At 66.1% G+C, this 15,956-nt stretch carries 16 protein-coding genes; 1 reads left to right on the forward strand and 15 read right to left on the reverse strand.

Annotated elements, in window-relative coordinates; all coding sequences use genetic code 11:
- The 14 genes from FHX50_RS11565 to FHX50_RS11630 form a co-directional block, all read right to left on the reverse strand.
- The coding region (locus FHX50_RS11565) for a hypothetical protein (protein WP_183377324.1) at positions 1-1,075 on the reverse strand (1,075 nt) is incomplete at its 3' end.
- Between the two features lie 1,362 nt (positions 1,076-2,437).
- Positions 2,438-2,704, reverse strand: coding sequence for a DUF6112 family protein (locus FHX50_RS11570; RefSeq protein WP_066081059.1), 267 nt, complete (start codon positions 2,702-2,704; stop codon positions 2,438-2,440).
- Between the two features lie 5 nt (positions 2,705-2,709).
- Positions 2,710-4,389: a M23 family metallopeptidase gene (locus FHX50_RS11575; RefSeq protein WP_246371103.1), complete on the reverse strand. Its 1,680-nt coding sequence runs from the start codon at positions 4,387-4,389 to the stop codon at positions 2,710-2,712.
- Entirely contained in the window at positions 4,337-5,035 is a 699-nt protein-coding gene (locus tag FHX50_RS11580; RefSeq protein ID WP_183377335.1) for a hypothetical protein, read from the reverse strand. The genes FHX50_RS11575 and FHX50_RS11580 overlap by 53 nt, the downstream gene beginning before the upstream one ends.
- Before the next feature lie 48 nt (positions 5,036-5,083).
- Entirely contained in the window at positions 5,084-6,124 is a 1,041-nt protein-coding gene (locus tag FHX50_RS11585) for a ParB N-terminal domain-containing protein (protein WP_183377325.1), read from the reverse strand.
- Positions 6,121-7,011, reverse strand: a complete 891-nt coding sequence (locus FHX50_RS11590) for a hypothetical protein (protein ID WP_246371105.1) — start codon at positions 7,009-7,011, stop codon at positions 6,121-6,123. Before FHX50_RS11590 ends, FHX50_RS11585 begins: the two co-directional genes overlap by 4 nt.
- A gap of 99 nt (positions 7,012-7,110) precedes the next feature.
- Complete coding sequence (locus FHX50_RS11595; RefSeq protein WP_183377326.1) at positions 7,111-7,656, reverse strand: hypothetical protein; 546 nt, start codon at positions 7,654-7,656, stop codon at positions 7,111-7,113.
- Positions 7,653-8,459 (reverse strand): DUF2637 domain-containing protein, encoded by an 807-nt coding sequence (locus FHX50_RS11600; protein ID WP_183377337.1) that lies wholly within the window; start codon positions 8,457-8,459, stop codon positions 7,653-7,655. The genes FHX50_RS11595 and FHX50_RS11600 overlap by 4 nt, the downstream gene beginning before the upstream one ends.
- A 17-nt stretch (positions 8,460-8,476) precedes the next feature.
- Positions 8,477-9,397: a bifunctional DNA primase/polymerase gene (locus FHX50_RS11605; protein WP_183377327.1), complete on the reverse strand. Its 921-nt coding sequence runs from the start codon at positions 9,395-9,397 to the stop codon at positions 8,477-8,479.
- The gene (locus FHX50_RS11610; RefSeq protein WP_183377328.1) at positions 9,394-10,479 is read right to left on the reverse strand and encodes an ArdC-like ssDNA-binding domain-containing protein; all 1,086 of its coding nucleotides are present in this window, start codon (positions 10,477-10,479) and stop codon (positions 9,394-9,396) included. Before FHX50_RS11610 ends, FHX50_RS11605 begins: the two co-directional genes overlap by 4 nt.
- A gap of 231 nt (positions 10,480-10,710) precedes the next feature.
- Complete coding sequence (locus tag FHX50_RS11615) at positions 10,711-11,121, reverse strand: helix-turn-helix transcriptional regulator (protein WP_343064104.1); 411 nt, start codon at positions 11,119-11,121, stop codon at positions 10,711-10,713.
- Positions 11,122-11,139: 18 nt separating this feature from the next.
- Positions 11,140-12,531 carry an MFS transporter gene (locus FHX50_RS11620; RefSeq protein ID WP_183377329.1) on the reverse strand — a complete coding sequence of 464 codons (1,392 nt, stop codon included), beginning with the start codon at positions 12,529-12,531 and terminating at the stop codon, positions 11,140-11,142.
- Positions 12,528-13,196, reverse strand: coding sequence for an NAD(P)-dependent oxidoreductase (locus FHX50_RS11625; protein ID WP_183377330.1), 669 nt, complete (start codon positions 13,194-13,196; stop codon positions 12,528-12,530). Before FHX50_RS11625 ends, FHX50_RS11620 begins: the two co-directional genes overlap by 4 nt.
- Entirely contained in the window at positions 13,193-14,107 is a 915-nt protein-coding gene (locus FHX50_RS11630) for an EamA family transporter (RefSeq protein WP_183377331.1), read from the reverse strand. The genes FHX50_RS11625 and FHX50_RS11630 overlap by 4 nt, the downstream gene beginning before the upstream one ends.
- Positions 14,108-14,186: 79 nt before the next feature.
- Here FHX50_RS11630 and FHX50_RS11635 point away from each other — a divergent pair, with 79 nt between their 5' ends.
- Positions 14,187-15,107 carry a LysR substrate-binding domain-containing protein gene (locus tag FHX50_RS11635; protein ID WP_183377332.1) on the forward strand — a complete coding sequence of 307 codons (921 nt, stop codon included), beginning with the start codon at positions 14,187-14,189 and terminating at the stop codon, positions 15,105-15,107.
- Here the strand turns inward: FHX50_RS11635 and FHX50_RS11640 are convergent.
- Positions 15,053-15,956: MFS transporter (locus FHX50_RS11640; protein WP_183377333.1), on the reverse strand; the 904-nt coding region annotated here is incomplete at its 5' end. The two genes, FHX50_RS11635 and FHX50_RS11640, sit on opposite strands and share 55 nt — an antisense overlap.

The raw sequence follows: 15,956 nt of genomic DNA on the forward strand, positions 1-15,956 counted from the left end.
TGGCCTGCCAGGCACTGCGCTCCACCAGCAGGAGCGCTGTCATTCTTTCGGTGTGAAGCTTGTTGAGTAGAGTGTTTCCTGCCCCGCTCACTGCTGGTTCAGGTGCTCCTAGAGGCACCAAGGCGTCTAGCGCCTTTAGTGCGCGGCGAGCGCGACCCGGACTGGAGTCGGGCAGGCACAAATGCAATACATCCCGGATCGTGCGCAACGCATTTTGGGTTGCCACATCGCACAGAGTTTCCTCGTTGCCCATTTGCAACACTGTTTCGGAGAAGAGCGCGACTTCGACAACCTCCTCAGTCTTATGAAGACGCGCGGCAGTCATGGCAATCACGGATAGGGTTTGAAGCTGCATCTGTACCCACGTCGCATGGTCGCGAACCAACTCCAGCTGGTCCTGCCGGACCTGGAAGGCCACGCGTGACCAGAGGCGGGCGATCGCAGCCTGCGAGGTGATGAAGGCCAACTGTGCGAAGTTGTGCATAGACACACTGGCCAAGGTCAAGGTTTCAGGGCTGTCTTTGAATACCTCGACCGTTTGTCGAAGGAAGTAGTCGATGGGGTGAATCAAGGCAGTACCTTCGCGAAAGCGCCCATCCTCGGTCAGCTGTCGCACCCATTTGTCGCAGGTGCTTAGGATGGCCCATATCTCGGGCCCGTTCAGTGGGATGCCTTGTTTCGTCATAACTAGCTGGACGAAACCGTGAATTGTTAGAACTTCATCCAAATCATGGGGCCGATCTGGCGTGAGGATCTCTTGTCTAATGAATCCGGAGGAAAGGAGGTCTTCCACTGCCTCTTGAGTCATTCCAACCTGGGCGAGGGCGTCAAGTAGCAGGCGGCGAGGAACGCGGCTTCCACCTGTAACCAATAGAAATGAGGCCAGTTTCCTCGCTTCGGGAGATAGTTCCCGCCAATCAGCTAGGATCACTTGGGCTGCAGTTCGAGGATATCCATGTGGGAGCAATTCCTCACTGTCCAGGTCGAGGCGATCCAGTCGGTCAGTAAACTGCAACATGGCTTTTTTTGGACCGCCACGTCGAGCAATCCAGCCAACAGCCAGCTCCAGAGCCAAGGGCCATCCAGCGAGCGCTCTTGATATGGCATCACAAGCGGATAGCTGCTGGGCTGACCACGACTCGACTGCTTGCCCAAATCGTCGAGCCACAAACCGTCGCGCCTCGATCTCGTCAAATGCATCCAGTGAAGTTGTTGGCGCGAGAGAGTCCGGCCAGGTCGCCACTCGTGTGGTTATGAGGACTTGTCCATAGCCGCTGCGTGGTATCCAGGGGTAAACTTCCTCGAAAGAGGAAGCTCCATCTAGGACTAGCAACCAAGGTACCGGCGATCCCGACAAAACATCCACGAGATCGCGTCTCGGCATGTCGGTGGGAGTAGTCGCTGCCCCCAGTTCTTGAAGTGCCATCGGAACTTGTGATTCGAGCACCCCTCGTGAACTTGCGTCTAGCCATAGGACGAACGCCACATGTTCCAAGAGTGATCGAGCATGTAGATAGGCGGCTGCGGATTTTCCACTACCGGACATGCCTTTCAAGACCGCGATCTTGGGGGCGCCATTATATAGAGAGCCGGCGGGGAGGTGTTCCCTAAGGAATCGAGAGGACTTCTCTCTCTCGATGTAATTTCCTACTGGGACCTGAATGCACTTCCCCCAGGCTCGTGATCCAAGGGCGCTAGACAGCAAGGGATTTGAACCCGTTAGAATCTGACGAATGTCATCGCGGGACAAGCGTTGGTTATGTGTGTTGGAGCCGGCCTCGTGAACGCGATCAATGAGTTGGCGCAGAATCAGATACTGCAGTTCGCGGCCAGTTCCTCCCTCTCTGGTGGTGCGCAAACGTCCGATGGTGCGCAATAGCTTCTCGGTCATCTGATGAAGTGGTTCCTGATGGGAGGTGAACCGCTCGTCTTGTCCGAGGAGTGTGCAGTCCTGCCGTTCCAGTTCTGTTTCGAGTTCAGCAGTCTTGATTCGGTTAGTGAGAATCTCGCGTAGTCGAGCTTTAGGGTGTTCGCGGCGCAGCCCGTCTAGTATTCGCCGGGTTTCGTCGATTCCGATGGTAGTTGAGGAGCTCGACAGAGACGCCTTTACCTGTATGGCGCGGTCAGGCGGGCTGCCTGTTGACAATCGAACAATTATGTCTGCTGAGTTCTGGTCGACAGGGTCAACGTCGATTGACCAGTCAGACGAAGAATTGGCGTACAGTTCCAGGAGCAAGTCAACTGTGGTTAGGTACTGGTACCTGAACCCGAATGCAGCCGCAACACCGCCGCCAGATCGTTTCATGGCGCCCACCCTACGTGGGGCGGCCAGGGCATGGGTAGCCTTCCGTCGCCCACGGCATTGGTCAGGACTTCGTGCGAGTTACGTTGGCTGACACGCAGTCATTTCAGGGCGAGGCCCCTGAAATGATCGTGTTCAGAACTGGTCGCCAAGCGCGATGAGCCAGTTGAGCCAGGTGATGCCGGCGCCTGCGAGGGTGGCTGCGCCGAGGGCGACGAGGAGTCCGGTGCGGGCTTTTGTGGCGGTGGTGTGGTTGCCGTTCGCTGTAGCGATGGCCCAGGTGATGCCGGAGATGAGCATGGTGAGGACGGCGGTGACGAGGACGAACGTAAGCAGGGCGCCGATCACGTTGTGGAGGGTGGTGTTGTCACCGAAGGCGCCGAAGTCGGGGTAGATGTTCACGGGTATCAGCTGCCTTCCTTCACGGTGATGTGGACGTGGTCGTAGTGGCCGCCGGTGACGTCGTTGGGGTCGTGCATGCCGCCGCCGTTGTAGGGGCGCCAGCCCTCGGCATCGCGAGCGAGGGACCAGATCTGGCCTTGCCAGATGAGGTACTCGACGCCGAGGGGTTCAGCGTTGTCTTTGAGCCAGTTCGTCAGCGCCCATCCGGCTTCGAGCTGCTGGGGTGTGGGTCGGGTCCCGATGGCGTTGCCGAAGGTGACATCGCAGGCCCGCCCGAGGGGGTGTTCGGATTTGGTGCCGGGGCGGGGTGAGTAGCAGGCCCAGGAGCTGTCGGGGTAGGCGGTGAGGGCTTGGGTGTAGACGTGGAGCATACGGGCGGTGATCTTTCCGTTGGTGGTGGGGTCATCGACCTTGCGGTCCGGGTCCCCGGCATCGGGTCCTTGGGGCGGCGCGGGCTGCGTCGCGGCCGGGTTGCAGCCTTCCTGCTCGACCGGCGTGGTGGGGGCTGGAAGGTTGCCGGTGGTGTATTCGTCGAGCCAGGGCTGGGGGTCGGTGAACTCACCGTCGCTACCCCCTTGGCGGAGTTCGAAGTGCAGGTGCGCGCCGGTGGAGTAGCCGGCCGATCCGACATCGCCGATGTGTTGTCCGGCGGTGACGTGGTCGCCGACGTTGACGTGAAAGCCGTTCTCCCACAGGTGGGCGTAGGCGGTGGCGACCTTCTGCCCGCCGATGGTGTGTTCGATGATGATCAGCCCGCCGTACCCGCCCGACATCGAGGCGTGGGTGACGATGCCGTCGGCGGCGGCGAGGATGGGGGTGCCGTCGGGGGCGGAGTAGTCCGCGCCGGTGTGGAGCTTGTTCTCCCCGGTGATGGGGTGGACCCGCATCCCAAACGGCGAGGTGGCGACCCAGGTGCCCTCGGGCAGCGGGAAGACCACACGCCCGGTCTCCGGCAATGGTGGACTGGTGGTGCTGGGGGTGGTGAGGGTGGTCAGGATCTGTTCGGCGACGGGCTCGTAGTTCGCATACCGGTCGGGGTAGGCCGACACCTCGACGGCTTGGGCGGCTTCACCTTTCGACAGGGTCTGCCAGCCGGGGATGTCGAGCAGGCCGCGGGGTGAGGGGTGGTTAGGGCCAGTAGGGCCGCCGAAGAACGCGCGGGCCTGGTAGACGGGGTCCATGAGGTCGGCGACGGTGCCCCACCCGGCTTGGGGTCGCATCTGGAACAGGCCGAGACTGTCATGGTCGGAGGCGTCCCCGTCATTGGGGTGATTCCCGGAGTCGGGGTAGACGCTGGTGTTGGCCAGCATCCGAAGATTCGACTCGGTAAGCGCAGCCATGAGCGCGATCTGCACCCCGTCACGCGTGACCCCTTCGATCTGGGAGCCGGTCTGGATGATGGTGGCGGCATGGGTGAGCTGGGTGGTGTTGAGCGTGAAGATCTGCCCGTCAGCAGTCGTCACCTCGAGTGAGTCCGGCACCGGCCCCACCACCGACGGGCCACTGCTGCTGGTGGTGGTGCAGGAGGCGTTGGCGCCGGGGCTGAACATCATCCCAACCCCCAGCAGGAGCAGGGCGGGGCTGAACAGCACGAGCACGGCAGCGATGACGGCGAGCTTCTTCACGGCCAGGTCACCGCAGCGGGTTGTCCAGCTGTGACAGGCGCAGCAGGTGGCAGGTGTCATAGGTCGGCGCGCAGACCACGAACACCGTGAACTCCACCTTGTGGGCCGAGCCGACCCGTTCGCCGTTCCAGGTTCCGGTGCGGTGCCGGGTGCCCTCGATGGTGTAGGCGACCGTGCCGGGCGCGAGCTGCCCCTCGGGTGCCTGGGCAACGGCTTCGCCCCACTGGTCGGGGATGTAGGCGCGGTCGATCGTCAGATGCTGACTGGTGCCGTACTCACGCAGGTCCTGCCAAGCGGTCCGCGAGGGCAGGTAGGCGGCGACGTCGGTGGCGAGGCCGGCTTGTTCGGCGCCGCTGGGGTCCCCGACGGCGAGGACCGCCGAGGTGTAGTCCAGCGGCAGCAGCCCGGTGGCGGTGTCCCACGCAAACAAGGTGGTCGCGACATTGCGAGCGAACTGCTCCGGATCAGCACTGCGCGCCACCCGTGGCACCGACGACGCCCCGGACGCTGAAGGACTCGCCGTTGCTGGGGTGGTCGAGGAGGGTGACGGGCCGGTGGTAATGGTCGGTAACGTGCCCGAGGTGCTGGTGGGAGTGTGGGGTCCGGTGGCCAGGCCGTAGATCCCGACCCCACACACCAGGGCCGTGACCGAACCGGCAGCGATCAGCACGAGCCGGCGACGCGACGAACGATCAGAAGTGTCCATGCCCAGCAGGTGCACCCACCCACCCCAAACACCAGCAGCCGGAGTCGGTTAGATGGCGCGCAGCTGCGGACGCCCACCCGCCGGTCCGTCATCCTTCTCATCGACAGGGCCGGAGGCGGTGGTGGTCTCGTCGGGGTTGGTGAGGGCGGCTTGGAGGGCGTCGGCGAACGCGATGGTGTGTTCGATCACGCGCAGGAACGTGGCGATGTGTTCGTCGGTGAGTTCGACGGCGAGTACGGCCGGGTCGTAGTGGGTCCACCACTGATCCAGTTCGGTCCACGTCACCACGAACGCCCGCACCGGATACTGCACCGGCGCATCCTCAGCGTCCTCCTTGGGCTTCTTGACCGGAGCGGGCTTCGGTTTGCCACTGGATTGGATGCGGGCGAGGGCGTCGGCCGCGGCCTGATGCAACGCCTCATCGCCAGCATCGGGGCTGGCGGTGTGGTTGCGGATGGTCTCGTAGATCGGATGGACCGGCCTGCCCGCGTCGATCTCCTCCAACCCCCGCTGCGCCGCGGCCCTCACGTGTTCGGGCAGCGTCTCGTCAGTGGCGGCGTGTTCGAGGAAGCCGATCTTGTCCAGCGTCTTGTACGAGGCCCCACCGGGAATCATTCCGGCAGCCTGCTCCCGAGCCTCACCGGTGGCTCCCGACGGTTCCGGAAATTTTCCGGGACCGTCGGTTCCGGGCTGGTTGTCGCTGCGGAACTGGGTCGCGGCCTTGCGACGCGCAGCATCCTCCGCCATGAGAGATTTCAGTTCGCGGTAGAGGGCGGCGGCTTCCAGCGCGGTGAGCGGCTTGTGCAGGACGTTGTCGTCTTGTTCGGCCAGCAGATGACCGAGCCGGTCGGAGATGCCGGAGCGGACCCACACGCTGACGGTGCGCCAGCCGAGCTGCTTGATCGCCGCCAGCCGGCGTGCCCCGCAGATCAGCACCCCGTCAGGGCTGACCGTCAACGGCTGCAACAACCCATCGCGCTCAATCGAGGCCGCCAACGCATCGATGTCACCCAGGTCGGCGCGGTGACGTCGGCCCACATGCAGGGAGTCGACGGCGCGGTCCAGCTCGATGTGCCCCGGGGTACTCATGACCGCACCCGTTCCCGTCCCGGGGCGGCACGAACGATCGCGGCGACCAGGGCGTCATCACCCAACAGGTCCGCCAGGGACTCCCCGAGCAACAGACGCAGCAGGATCCCGCGCCCAGCCGTCGTGGTGGCGTAGGCAGGTTCCGGGTGGCCCAGCAGAACCCTCAGCAGACACGTCCAGGCCGGGGCGGGGAGGTCGAGCAGGGCGCGGGCGTGTTTGTCGCGCCGCAAGGCTTCGTAGGTGCCGCGCCGGGACCCGATCCGGGCCAGGGCGTTGGTGACGTGATCCACCCCGGCCCGGGCGGAGGCTTCGGGCCAGCCCAGCAGCACGAACAAACGAGTCGCATCCGCGACTGCTGCCTGCACGCTCGCATCCACATCCACGTCGCCCTGCTGGTCGTGGTGGTGGGGGTCGGTGAGATGAAAAGCCGGGTGGTATTCGTACAGGGGTGTTTCGCGGTCGGAGAACCGTTCGGGGTCGTGGTGGACGGAGATGTGGGCGCGGCGGGCCTGGTGGACCGAACACAGGAGCCCTTGGGCGCGTTCTTCGTAGATGCAGGTGATCCGCACCGCATGCGTGACCACCGCCCACGGATCCGCGGCCCTCCTTGCCGCCGGCGTGCGCATCACATCAAACGCCGCCGATGCGGCCTCCCACACATCCAGGCCGTGCTTGCGCGCCAACGGTGCGAACCGCTCCGCCGCAAACTCCAGCAACTCTTTGGCTTGGGGGTTGTTGCGCCATCCGTGCTCGGCCAGATGCTCCAGCAAAGCCCGCAGCCCTTCACTGGTGCGGAAGTCCGAGCTGTCGGGGTGGGGTGTCGACGGCGTTGTCGACGACGTCCCGGTCTCAGCGGTGCCGGTGGTTGGTGTTGTGGTGTGGGTCATGGTGGTGCCTCCTGACAAGCAGGTGCGCACCTCCACCCCAGATGTCGGCGGCAGTGGTGTCGTCGTGTTGGCGAGAGTCGTCATTGCTGGTCACCACGCTCAACTCATCCCCACCGCGGACCGACCCGGCACCGACTGGCTCCGCCCGGGGCCGAACGCCGACAACGGCGCCAACCGTCCAGCCCGATCACCCACGCGCCGTGCACCCACCGTGATGCCGTGGCGGGTCTTCTGACTCAGCGCGGTCTGGAAGTGGATGCCGCGGCCAGCGACTGTGGCGCCACGTCGGGCCATCAGATCGGTCGGACGCACCCACTCCACACCCCGCCCCACCTGCCGGCCCACAGGCCGGCTGGTTGTCCGGGCGGTGCGGGCCTTGACCGCATTCGGCACTCCTTCCGCCCCCTCATTCAGCTCCGGGGAGCCCGCGTTTGGTCCGTCGATGTCGGGGGCGAGCTGCTCATCGAGCTCTTCCACCGGCGCCTTGGGCGGGACAAGATCGCCTCGCTCACTCCCTGTCTCCTGGTCGAGGTTTTCGGCGTGGGTGCTGGGGGTGGTCAGGGCGAGTTCTTCGGGATCGGGTGGGCCGTAGTCGTCGTGGACTGGCGGCTCCACCGGGTGGTGCTTGTGTTCGTGGGTGCTCATGATGTCTCCTTCATCGATGGGTTGGTGTCAGGTTCCGGACTCCTCGTCGTTGGGGAGGTGAGCCAGCGGCCCACCGTGGACGGATGCACGCCCAGCTCGGCGGCAATCTGCTTGTTCGACCACCCCTCACTCCGCAGCCCGGCAGCCCGCTCCCGCCGACCCACCCCAGCCACAGGAACACCAGATCTGCTCTCCTCCTCGGGGTTCGGCGGGGAGCATGGCTCGTACTCGGACCGCGGCTGCTCGACGTGTCCGGTAGGGGCGGGTTCTGGTGCAGGCGAAGTCACCGGTTCGTCGTCAGCGCCGATGGGATGGGCGCTGACGGTTCCCGGGAGTGCCGCCGGTGCACCAGGCTCGATGCCCGGTCCTGGGCCGGGTGTGGGCCGGTCGTGCTGTTGGGTGACGGTCTGCCAGATCACCGGCTGTGAATCGGTGGTGTGGGTGAGGATGACGGTGAGGTGGGTGATCGCCAGCAGCACCACGGGCGGAACGGCGGCGATCGCTGCTGCCAACAAGGCCGGGACGTCGGCGTCGGCGGCGACGATGGCGTGCAGGGCGTTGGCGGTGACCGAGACGATGGCGCCGCCGATCAGCAGGGCCCAGGGATACCAGGCGGCCTTCTGGCCCGCGAGTGCGACGACGGCGACGGTGGCGACCACGATGATGCCGTCGACGATCAAGGGCCACGCCCACGCCTGACCTGCCCCGATGCCCGAACGGGCCGCGAGATCAGCCAGAGAGGTGAAGGACAGCCAGAATGCCCCGATCGCGATGAACACCGTCCCCGCGACCGCCGTCCGCACCGCCCACCGCCGCGCCCTCACGCCAACCCCCACCCCGCGCCCACCGGCACCCGCACCGGCGATGCTGCCGCTGGTCCGGCAGTCTTGGATGCCGTGGACGTGGTGGGGTGGGTGGTGCGGTAGGCCGACCGCACGGTGGCGGCGATCTCCCGCGGACCCAACCCCGCCTCAGCGGCAGCTGCGCCCAGCACATCCACCGCCGTGGCAGGTGTGATGTCGTGTTCCGCGGCCCGGCAGGCCGCCCAGAACAACCCCCGATTCCGCTCGCCCTCACCCAAACCCGCCACCCACGCAGCCAGCCGCGACACCACCACCCCAGGCTCGCTCTGAGCCATGCCGCGATCAGCAGCGCGCGGCTTCAGGGCGGGCCGGGGGTCGAGGAAGTCCCGCAGCGCCTCACTGTCGATCCCGCCCGCCGCCCCTTGCCGGACAGTGACCAACCGATACGACCCGGCATCTGTGTGTGAGGGTGGGATGACGATGTAGCCGCCATCCCCGCGGAAATCTACACCGGCCCGGGCAGCCTGCCACGACCGCTGCACCAGGCCCGGTGTGGCCGGGTAGTAGCCATGCCGTCCACCCGAGGGGGAGACCACTGTGAACACCGGCACACCTGCCCGCCCCGCATTGAGGGCGCGGCGCATGCTCTCCCGGCCATCCACGTGCTCGCGGACATCAACATCCACGACCACGACACCGGAGACCGCCCCGGTCGGCAGTCCCAGGTTCGCCTCCGGCCACCGTGTCCACCATTGCGTGATCTGGGCGAGGTCGGTGGTGGCGTCGTGGAACCCTCGGGCTGTGAGGGGGCGCTTTTGCCCGGGCACGCAGGGAAACACCGGCACCCCCGCCGATGCGAGATCACCCGCCACCCGCCCCAGCAGACGATCAGGGCGAGGGGCCACGAGACGGGCCATGTGGTAGAGGTTCGGGCTCATAGCGCCACCGCCTCACGCCCCGACACCACCCGCTCCACCGGCTCCGACACCGCCGGTGCAGCCGGGGCCTGCCGTGTCGAGGGTTCGCGAGTGGGGGTGTCGCGTTCCAGGCCGGGCGGGGTGCCGTTGCCGACCTGCACCGTGTCGAGCTGCTCCAAAATCCCCAGCGCGGCTTTGCGGACCCGTTCCCCGGTGGTCTTGACCACCTCGACCGGGTCCTGGCCCTCCACTCGGGCAGCCCACGTCGAGACATACGGGACGGTGTAGCCGGAAGTGTCCATGCCATGCGCGGCACCCACCATCAACGCGACCGATTCGGCCTCCACCTCACCGATCCCACGATGCTGCCGCGCCTCGCCCGCGTCCGGGCCATGCAACAGGACGTGGCCGAGTTCGTGAGCCAGGGTCTTCACCTGCGCCGCCGGGTCCATGTCCGCACGCACCGACAGCACCCGACTGCCGTAATCGGTCAGCCCATTCGCCCCGATAATCTCCGACGCATCCGCAACCAGCCGCAGCTCAAACCCAGCCTTCGCGACCTGGGCGGCGAGGCCCTCCCACAACCCGGTAGGAGCCTGCCCCTCCAACAATCGCGGAGCCGGCGGCTCAGGAATCGGGTCACCGGTGGTCTGGGACGCATCCCAGACGTAGGCGGGACGGACGCCGACCATCTTCGTGCGCACCGTCTCACCCGCACGCGGCTTCTCACCCTTACCCAGTCGCCGCCACGACTCAGCATCCTGCGGGGTCGCTGAGGCGAACCGTCCCGTCACCGGCGCCAGAATCTGATACCCCGGCTGCCCCTTCGACACCTGACGGCCCAACTGCTGCCACTGCCGATACCCGGCGACATGCGACGGCACCGGGTCCGGCACCAGACCCAGCCCGTAGGCCTCCTGATGCTGGGTGAAGATCAGAATCGTGTTCGCGAACGACCGTGCTCGGAACCGGGCTGCGAACGCCAACGCCCGGGCCCAATCCTCACCGGAGACCAGCTGCTCGACCGCACCCGTCAGCCGCTCGTGCAGCGCATCAAGCTTTGCCTCCCGCGCCGCCCGAGCATCCTTGCCCGAGGTTGCCATGCCGGTCTCCTTCCGCGAACCTGTCCACCGGGTCGAAGAACCGACCCGGTGACCATCAGGTACGCCGGAACCACCAGCACTAGAAGACGGACAACAAGGAACCCCTACAGTGACCGCCAGGAACTCCTGCGAACCTGACGTGTCATACCGGACCTACCAAACCTCGCCAGGCAGGGTCCAGAACTCACGGCAGATCAGCGCAGATCGCAGTGACGTTCTGTCATATCGCCGTCACGGCGAGTGCGAATCCTCGACTGGCTGCCCGCACCACAGACACACCACCACAGCCGCCTGACGGACCTCGCTTCGGTACTCGGTCGGGCTTCGTCCGGTGAGCTTGCGGAACTGCTGTGCGGCGTGGGCTTGATTGGTCCAGCCGACGGCTCGGGCGATGTCACGCACGGGTTGACGGGTCTCGCGCAGGAGGCGAGCCATCTCTCGGACCCGCTGGTGGGTTATCCATGTGAAGGGGCTGACGCCGTGGACCTTGGTGAATAGTTGCCCGAGTCCCGAGGGCGAGAGGTGTGCGATCGCGGCCAGCTCAGACAGGGTCCAGCGGTGGGAGATGTCTGCGCAGACGGCAGCCTCCACGGCGGTCACAGCGTCGTAGGGATGGTGCGCGGGATGGGCAAGATTCCTCACCGCAACTCCTTGTAGGAGTCATGCCGCCTTGGCCGGGCGAGTGCAGCGCGCGCTGATGCGGAGCGCGACGGGAATCGCGGCAAGGGCGAGCATGCCGGTGAGGCTGAGAATGGCCGCAACTCCAACATCGGGGCTGCCGTCGACACTGCGTGTTGCGGCAATCATCGCTGTGCCGATCCCTGCAATCAGGGCCGTGGCAAGGGTCTGTGCCATCTGGATGGTTCCGCTCATCGCTCCGATAGCCGCCGGTTCGGTCTGGGCGAAGGTTTCGGTGGTGGTGGCGTTGTACGCCATGCCCATGCCGAAGCCACCGATCGCCCACCCCAAGGTCGCGACACCGATGGGAAGGGCGGGGACGAACAGCGTCGTGGCAATGATCCCGATGCCCAGGCTCAACGTGACCAGGCCGATGATGCTGTCGCCGCGTCGGGTGTGGCTGCCAGTCCGCTGTTCGTGACGACTCTGGGCCATTGAGCCTGCGACCCACACCAGGGCGCCTGCTGCCAGGGTGAGACCCGCCGAGAAGAGGCTCGCGCCTCGCATCTGGGTCATGGCCAACGGGAGGAACACCTCGATGCCGAAGAATGCCAGCGACAACACGGCGCGGGTCGCGATCCCCGACGGCACGCCTGGGGCCAATCGAAGTGTTCCTGCTGGCAGCACGTGACGTAGTCCGAGGAACATGCCCACCAGCCCGACGATCGTGAGCCCCGCGCCCGCGACCCCTCCGCGCTGTTCCAGCCCGAACAACAACACGGCAGCAGAGGCAGCCAGCAACACGCTGTAGGCGAGACGCTGACGCACACCGGTTGGAGGTGCGTCCATGGATGAGCCCAGCTCAGGCAGTCCTCGCGTGGTCATGATCATGGTGACTCCCACGATCGGGATCAATGCGAGAAACAGGACCCGCCAGCTGGCCACTTCCGTGAGCACGCTGGCCGCAAGCGGCCCAACCAGAGCGGGCACAGTCCACGCCCCCGACAGCAGGGCAAGGGCACGCGACTGTAGTTCCGGCGGATACACCCTGCCGATGAACACGTAGGCCATGCTGAGAATCGCTCCCACTCCGAAGCCCTGGATGACACGGCCGAGCAGAAACAGCGCCCAGCCCGTCGCGAGGCCGGACACCGTGAGTCCTGCGGCAAAGATCCCGAAGCCCGCCAGGTAGGGCCCGCGCGGGTTGTGCCGGTCTGCGAGGAAGCCGGCGATCACGGTGCCCGCGACACTGGCCAGCATCAGTGCCGAGACCGCCCACCCGTAGGTGGTCATTCCTCCCAGGTCTGAGGCGATGGCCGGCAGGGCCGTGGTCACGCCCAGCCCGTCGAACGCGACGATGCCCACCGAGACCAGCAGGCCAATGGTGACCAGGCGCAGCCCGGGCGAAAACACACCTTCAGCAGTAGCCGTCATGCGCGGTTCTCCATCGTCTCGTTGTCGGAACTCAACGTCGCCACGGTGAAGTGGTTGTCCTCGCCGGGATCCTCCAGTTCGTCGACGATGGCGATCGCGAAGTCCGCCGCACTGATGCGAGAGGCTCCGCGCTCATCCACCAGGAGCGTGTCTGTGCCTCGTTCGTAGTGTCCGGTTCGCGGTCCCGGTTCGAAGAGTGCTGGTGGGCTGACGTACGTCCACCGCTCATGCGGATGCTGCTGACACGCGGTGAACTGGTCCAGGCTCGCCTGCGCGATGGTGCGCCACGCTGCCGGAATGTAGCCGGGGTCGTCGAAGACTCGATGGCCCGGCATGGTGGGGGACCACAGGGGTGCCGATCCGCCCACCACGACCACGCGAACATCATGGATCCGGGCGGCGTCGAGCACGTTCCGGGTGAGGGCAGGCAGAGTGCTCTCCTGGCCCGGCGCGGGACGGACTGCGACAACGACCGCGTCGGCGTCGCCCAGAGCAGCGGCTACTGAGTCGATGTCTGCGACGTCGACGGCTCGGGATTCGACGTGGGGTGAGGCGTCCTCGCGCGGGTGGCGGGATGCGGCGAGGGCCTGGTGGCCGCGTCGGACGGCTTCGTCGGTGATGGCAGAACCTGCCATGCCCGTGGCTCCGAATATGGCGATCTTCATGCGTTGTCCTTTCGTCGAATGGGTGGTGGAAGTTGCCCCGAGGCCAGGGCGATCAGTGCCGTGGCGAAGCCGACGAGCTGGATCGCGGTGAGCGCTTCCCCCGCGATGAGCGCGCCCAGTGCCGCAGCTGTCAGGGGTGAGAGCAGCCCGAGTAGGGCGGTCGGTGTGACGGGCAGATGGCGGATGCCTGCGAACCAGATCGTGTAGGTCAGCAGCGCCCCGACGAGACCGAGCCACGCGTATCCGGCGAGCGCGGCGGCGTCGATGCCCGCTGGGATGCCGTCGATCGCTAGCGCGGGGAGCAGCAGGATCAGCCCGGCTGCGGTGAGTTGCCATCCCGCGAGCCCGACGGCGCTCACGTTCGCGGGGCGTCCCCACTTCTTGGTGAGCACGACACCGGTCCCCATCGATACGGCACCAGCGAGGCCGGCCATCACGCCGAGCGGGTCCAGCGCGGCCTCCGGTCCGAGGACCACAAGGCCCACACCCACCATGCCGACCACCCCCCATAGCAGCCGCCAACCGGAGAGCTTCTCGTGCAGGATCACGACGGCGAGGAATGCGATCACGATCGGCTGCACGGCGCCCAGGGTGGCAGCGACCCCACCGGGCAGACGCTGAGCTGCCACGAACAGCAAGGGAAAGAATGCCCCCATGTTCAGTCCGCCCAGCACCAGGCTCTTCCACCACCAGTCGCCCCGGGGGAGCTGGCGGGCAATGACCAGGGCGATCAGCCCGGCCGGAAGGGTGCGCATCAGCGCGGCGAACACAGGATGTCCCGGTGGGAGCAGGTGGGTGGTGACGATGTAAGTCGTGCCCCAGACCATCGGCGCAAGCGCCGTGGCAGCAATCCAACCGGCACGCACAGCAGGAGTCGCGCTGTCCGTGCCGGGCGCGGTCGTGGTCGTCATGTGATCCACCCTCACGCCAACACGACCATGAGTCCAACACATGTTTGTCATTCCTGGCATGCACATGGATCATGGATGGATGGAGTTGCAGCAGATGCGCTATGCCGTGGCAGTCGCCGAGGAACGGAGTTTCACCCGTGCCGCCGAGCGCTGCTATGTGGTCCAGTCGGCGCTCAGCCACCAGATCAAGGCACTCGAGCAGGAAATCGGGATCCAGCTGTTTGCGCGCACCTCACGCCGCGTGGAACTCACCCCGGCAGGGGAGGCCTTCGTTCAGGCGTCACGGCAGAGCCTGGCAGCTGCCGAGCGTGCCGTCACCGACGCCGCCGCAGCCACCGGCCAGATCCGCGGCACCCTGACCATCGGAGTGATCCCCACCGTCACAGCCGTCGACGTACCGCACCTGCTCGCGTCCTTTCACGCCCAACACCCGGCAGTTCGCATCGCGCTGCGCACCGGAGGCAGCGAGCAGTTCGTGGGCGACATCCGTTCCGGCCGCCTCGACGTCGCCTTCCTCGGACTGGCCGAATGCACACCCCCGCACGGGGTCACCACCAAGGAGCTTTCGCGAGAATCCCTGGTCGCGGTACTGCCAGCGGCGCACCCACTGGCGTCGAGCACGCACGTGACCCTGGAGGACCTCACGCATGAACGATTCGTCGACTTTCCCGGCGGTACCGCCGGCCGCGCCCAGGCCGACCTTGCATTCAGCGCGGCCGGCCTGCAGCGTGAGGTGGCGTTCGAAGCGATGACCATCGACCTCATCCTCGGACTCATCCGCAACGGACTGGCAGCCGCTCTCCTGTCCGCCCACGTCGTCCCCGCAGATCACACGCTGTCAGCCATCACCGTGCAGGACGCGCCGCGGCGAGTGGAATACCTCGCCTGGAACGACTTCAATCCCAGCCCCGCCACCACCGCGTTCCTCGACGCCGTCACCCTCCATCAATCACAGTGCGCCGAGCACTCCGCGGTCCCAACTGGCGAGTCGCCATCGTGACGTCTACCTGGCGGGAACGCCCACCGTGCAATGCTCACGGCCATTACGGCTACGACACAGAGTCCCGCCGATGACGTGGCAATCCCGACCGGCCCCGCTGCCGAGAGGATGAGCCCGCCCACGAAGCCGCCACCGGCGACCGCCAGGTTGAACACGGTGACGAACACTGACTGCGCTGCGTCGGTGTGGACACCCGCGCGATCAGCAAGAGCCGTCTGCAATAGAACCGGAGCGCCACCGAAGCTCAAGCCCCAGGCGGTCACCAGCACGACGGTAATCGCTACCCCTGACTGAGGAGCAAGCCAGCCAGCCGTGGCAACGCCCATCGTGGCGATGCACGTCAACGTGGTCAAACGCAGCGCACGGTCAATCACCACTCCCACCAGGCTGATCCCCGCCATCGAGGTCACCCCGAACACGGCAAGACCGACGTCAAGACGCAATTCCGTTTGGCCCAGCAGGGGAGCCGCATAGGTGTAGAGCATGTTATGGGCGAGGATCCAGCAAGCGGTGACGCCGAGCACGACGCGCACCCCGGGCAGCCTGACCACCTGCATCAGCGGAGTCCGTCGCCGAAGCGCGGTTCCCGGCACGTCTGGGACGACGGCGACGATCCACGCCACGAGCCCTGCGGCGATGATTGAGATCGTCACGAACACCCATTGCCAAGCCATGACCGATGCGGCGAACGACCCCAGAGGAACTCCTCCAGCCAGGGCGATCGGTTGTCCGAGACCGGTGACTGCCAGGGCGCGTCCTTGGAGGTTCGCAGGCACCAGCCCGCGCGTATATCCGGTGAGAACGCCCCATACCAGTGCGGCTGCGGTACCGGCCGCAAAGCGGGCGGCG

The sequence above is a fragment of the Helcobacillus massiliensis genome, from assembly GCF_014191425.1.
Taxonomy (GTDB): Bacteria; Actinomycetota; Actinomycetes; order Actinomycetales; family Dermabacteraceae; genus Helcobacillus; species Helcobacillus massiliensis.

Excerpts from the sequence above, each read along its gene's own strand:
- FHX50_RS11610 (WP_183377328.1), bottom strand. The coding sequence starts at position 10,479 with ATGGCAACCTCGGGCAAGGATGCTCGGGCGGCGCGGGAGGCAAAGCTT.
- FHX50_RS11585 (WP_183377325.1), bottom strand. The coding sequence starts at position 6,124 with ATGAGTACCCCGGGGCACATCGAGCTGGACCGCGCCGTCGACTCCCTG.
- FHX50_RS11605 (WP_183377327.1), bottom strand. The coding sequence starts at position 9,397 with ATGAGCCCGAACCTCTACCACATGGCCCGTCTCGTGGCCCCTCGCCCT.
- FHX50_RS11590 (WP_246371105.1), bottom strand. The coding sequence starts at position 7,011 with ATGACCCACACCACAACACCAACCACCGGCACCGCTGAGACCGGGACG.
- FHX50_RS11575 (WP_246371103.1), bottom strand. The coding sequence starts at position 4,389 with ATGACACCTGCCACCTGCTGCGCCTGTCACAGCTGGACAACCCGCTGC.
- FHX50_RS11580 (WP_183377335.1), bottom strand. The coding sequence starts at position 5,035 with ATGGACACTTCTGATCGTTCGTCGCGTCGCCGGCTCGTGCTGATCGCT.
- FHX50_RS11625 (WP_183377330.1), bottom strand. The coding sequence starts at position 13,196 with ATGAAGATCGCCATATTCGGAGCCACGGGCATGGCAGGTTCTGCCATC.
- FHX50_RS11630 (WP_183377331.1), bottom strand. The coding sequence starts at position 14,107 with ATGACGACCACGACCGCGCCCGGCACGGACAGCGCGACTCCTGCTGTG.
- FHX50_RS11620 (WP_183377329.1), bottom strand. The coding sequence starts at position 12,531 with ATGACGGCTACTGCTGAAGGTGTGTTTTCGCCCGGGCTGCGCCTGGTC.
- FHX50_RS11595 (WP_183377326.1), bottom strand. The coding sequence starts at position 7,656 with ATGAGCACCCACGAACACAAGCACCACCCGGTGGAGCCGCCAGTCCAC.
- FHX50_RS11635 (WP_183377332.1), top strand. The coding sequence starts at position 14,187 with ATGGAGTTGCAGCAGATGCGCTATGCCGTGGCAGTCGCCGAGGAACGG.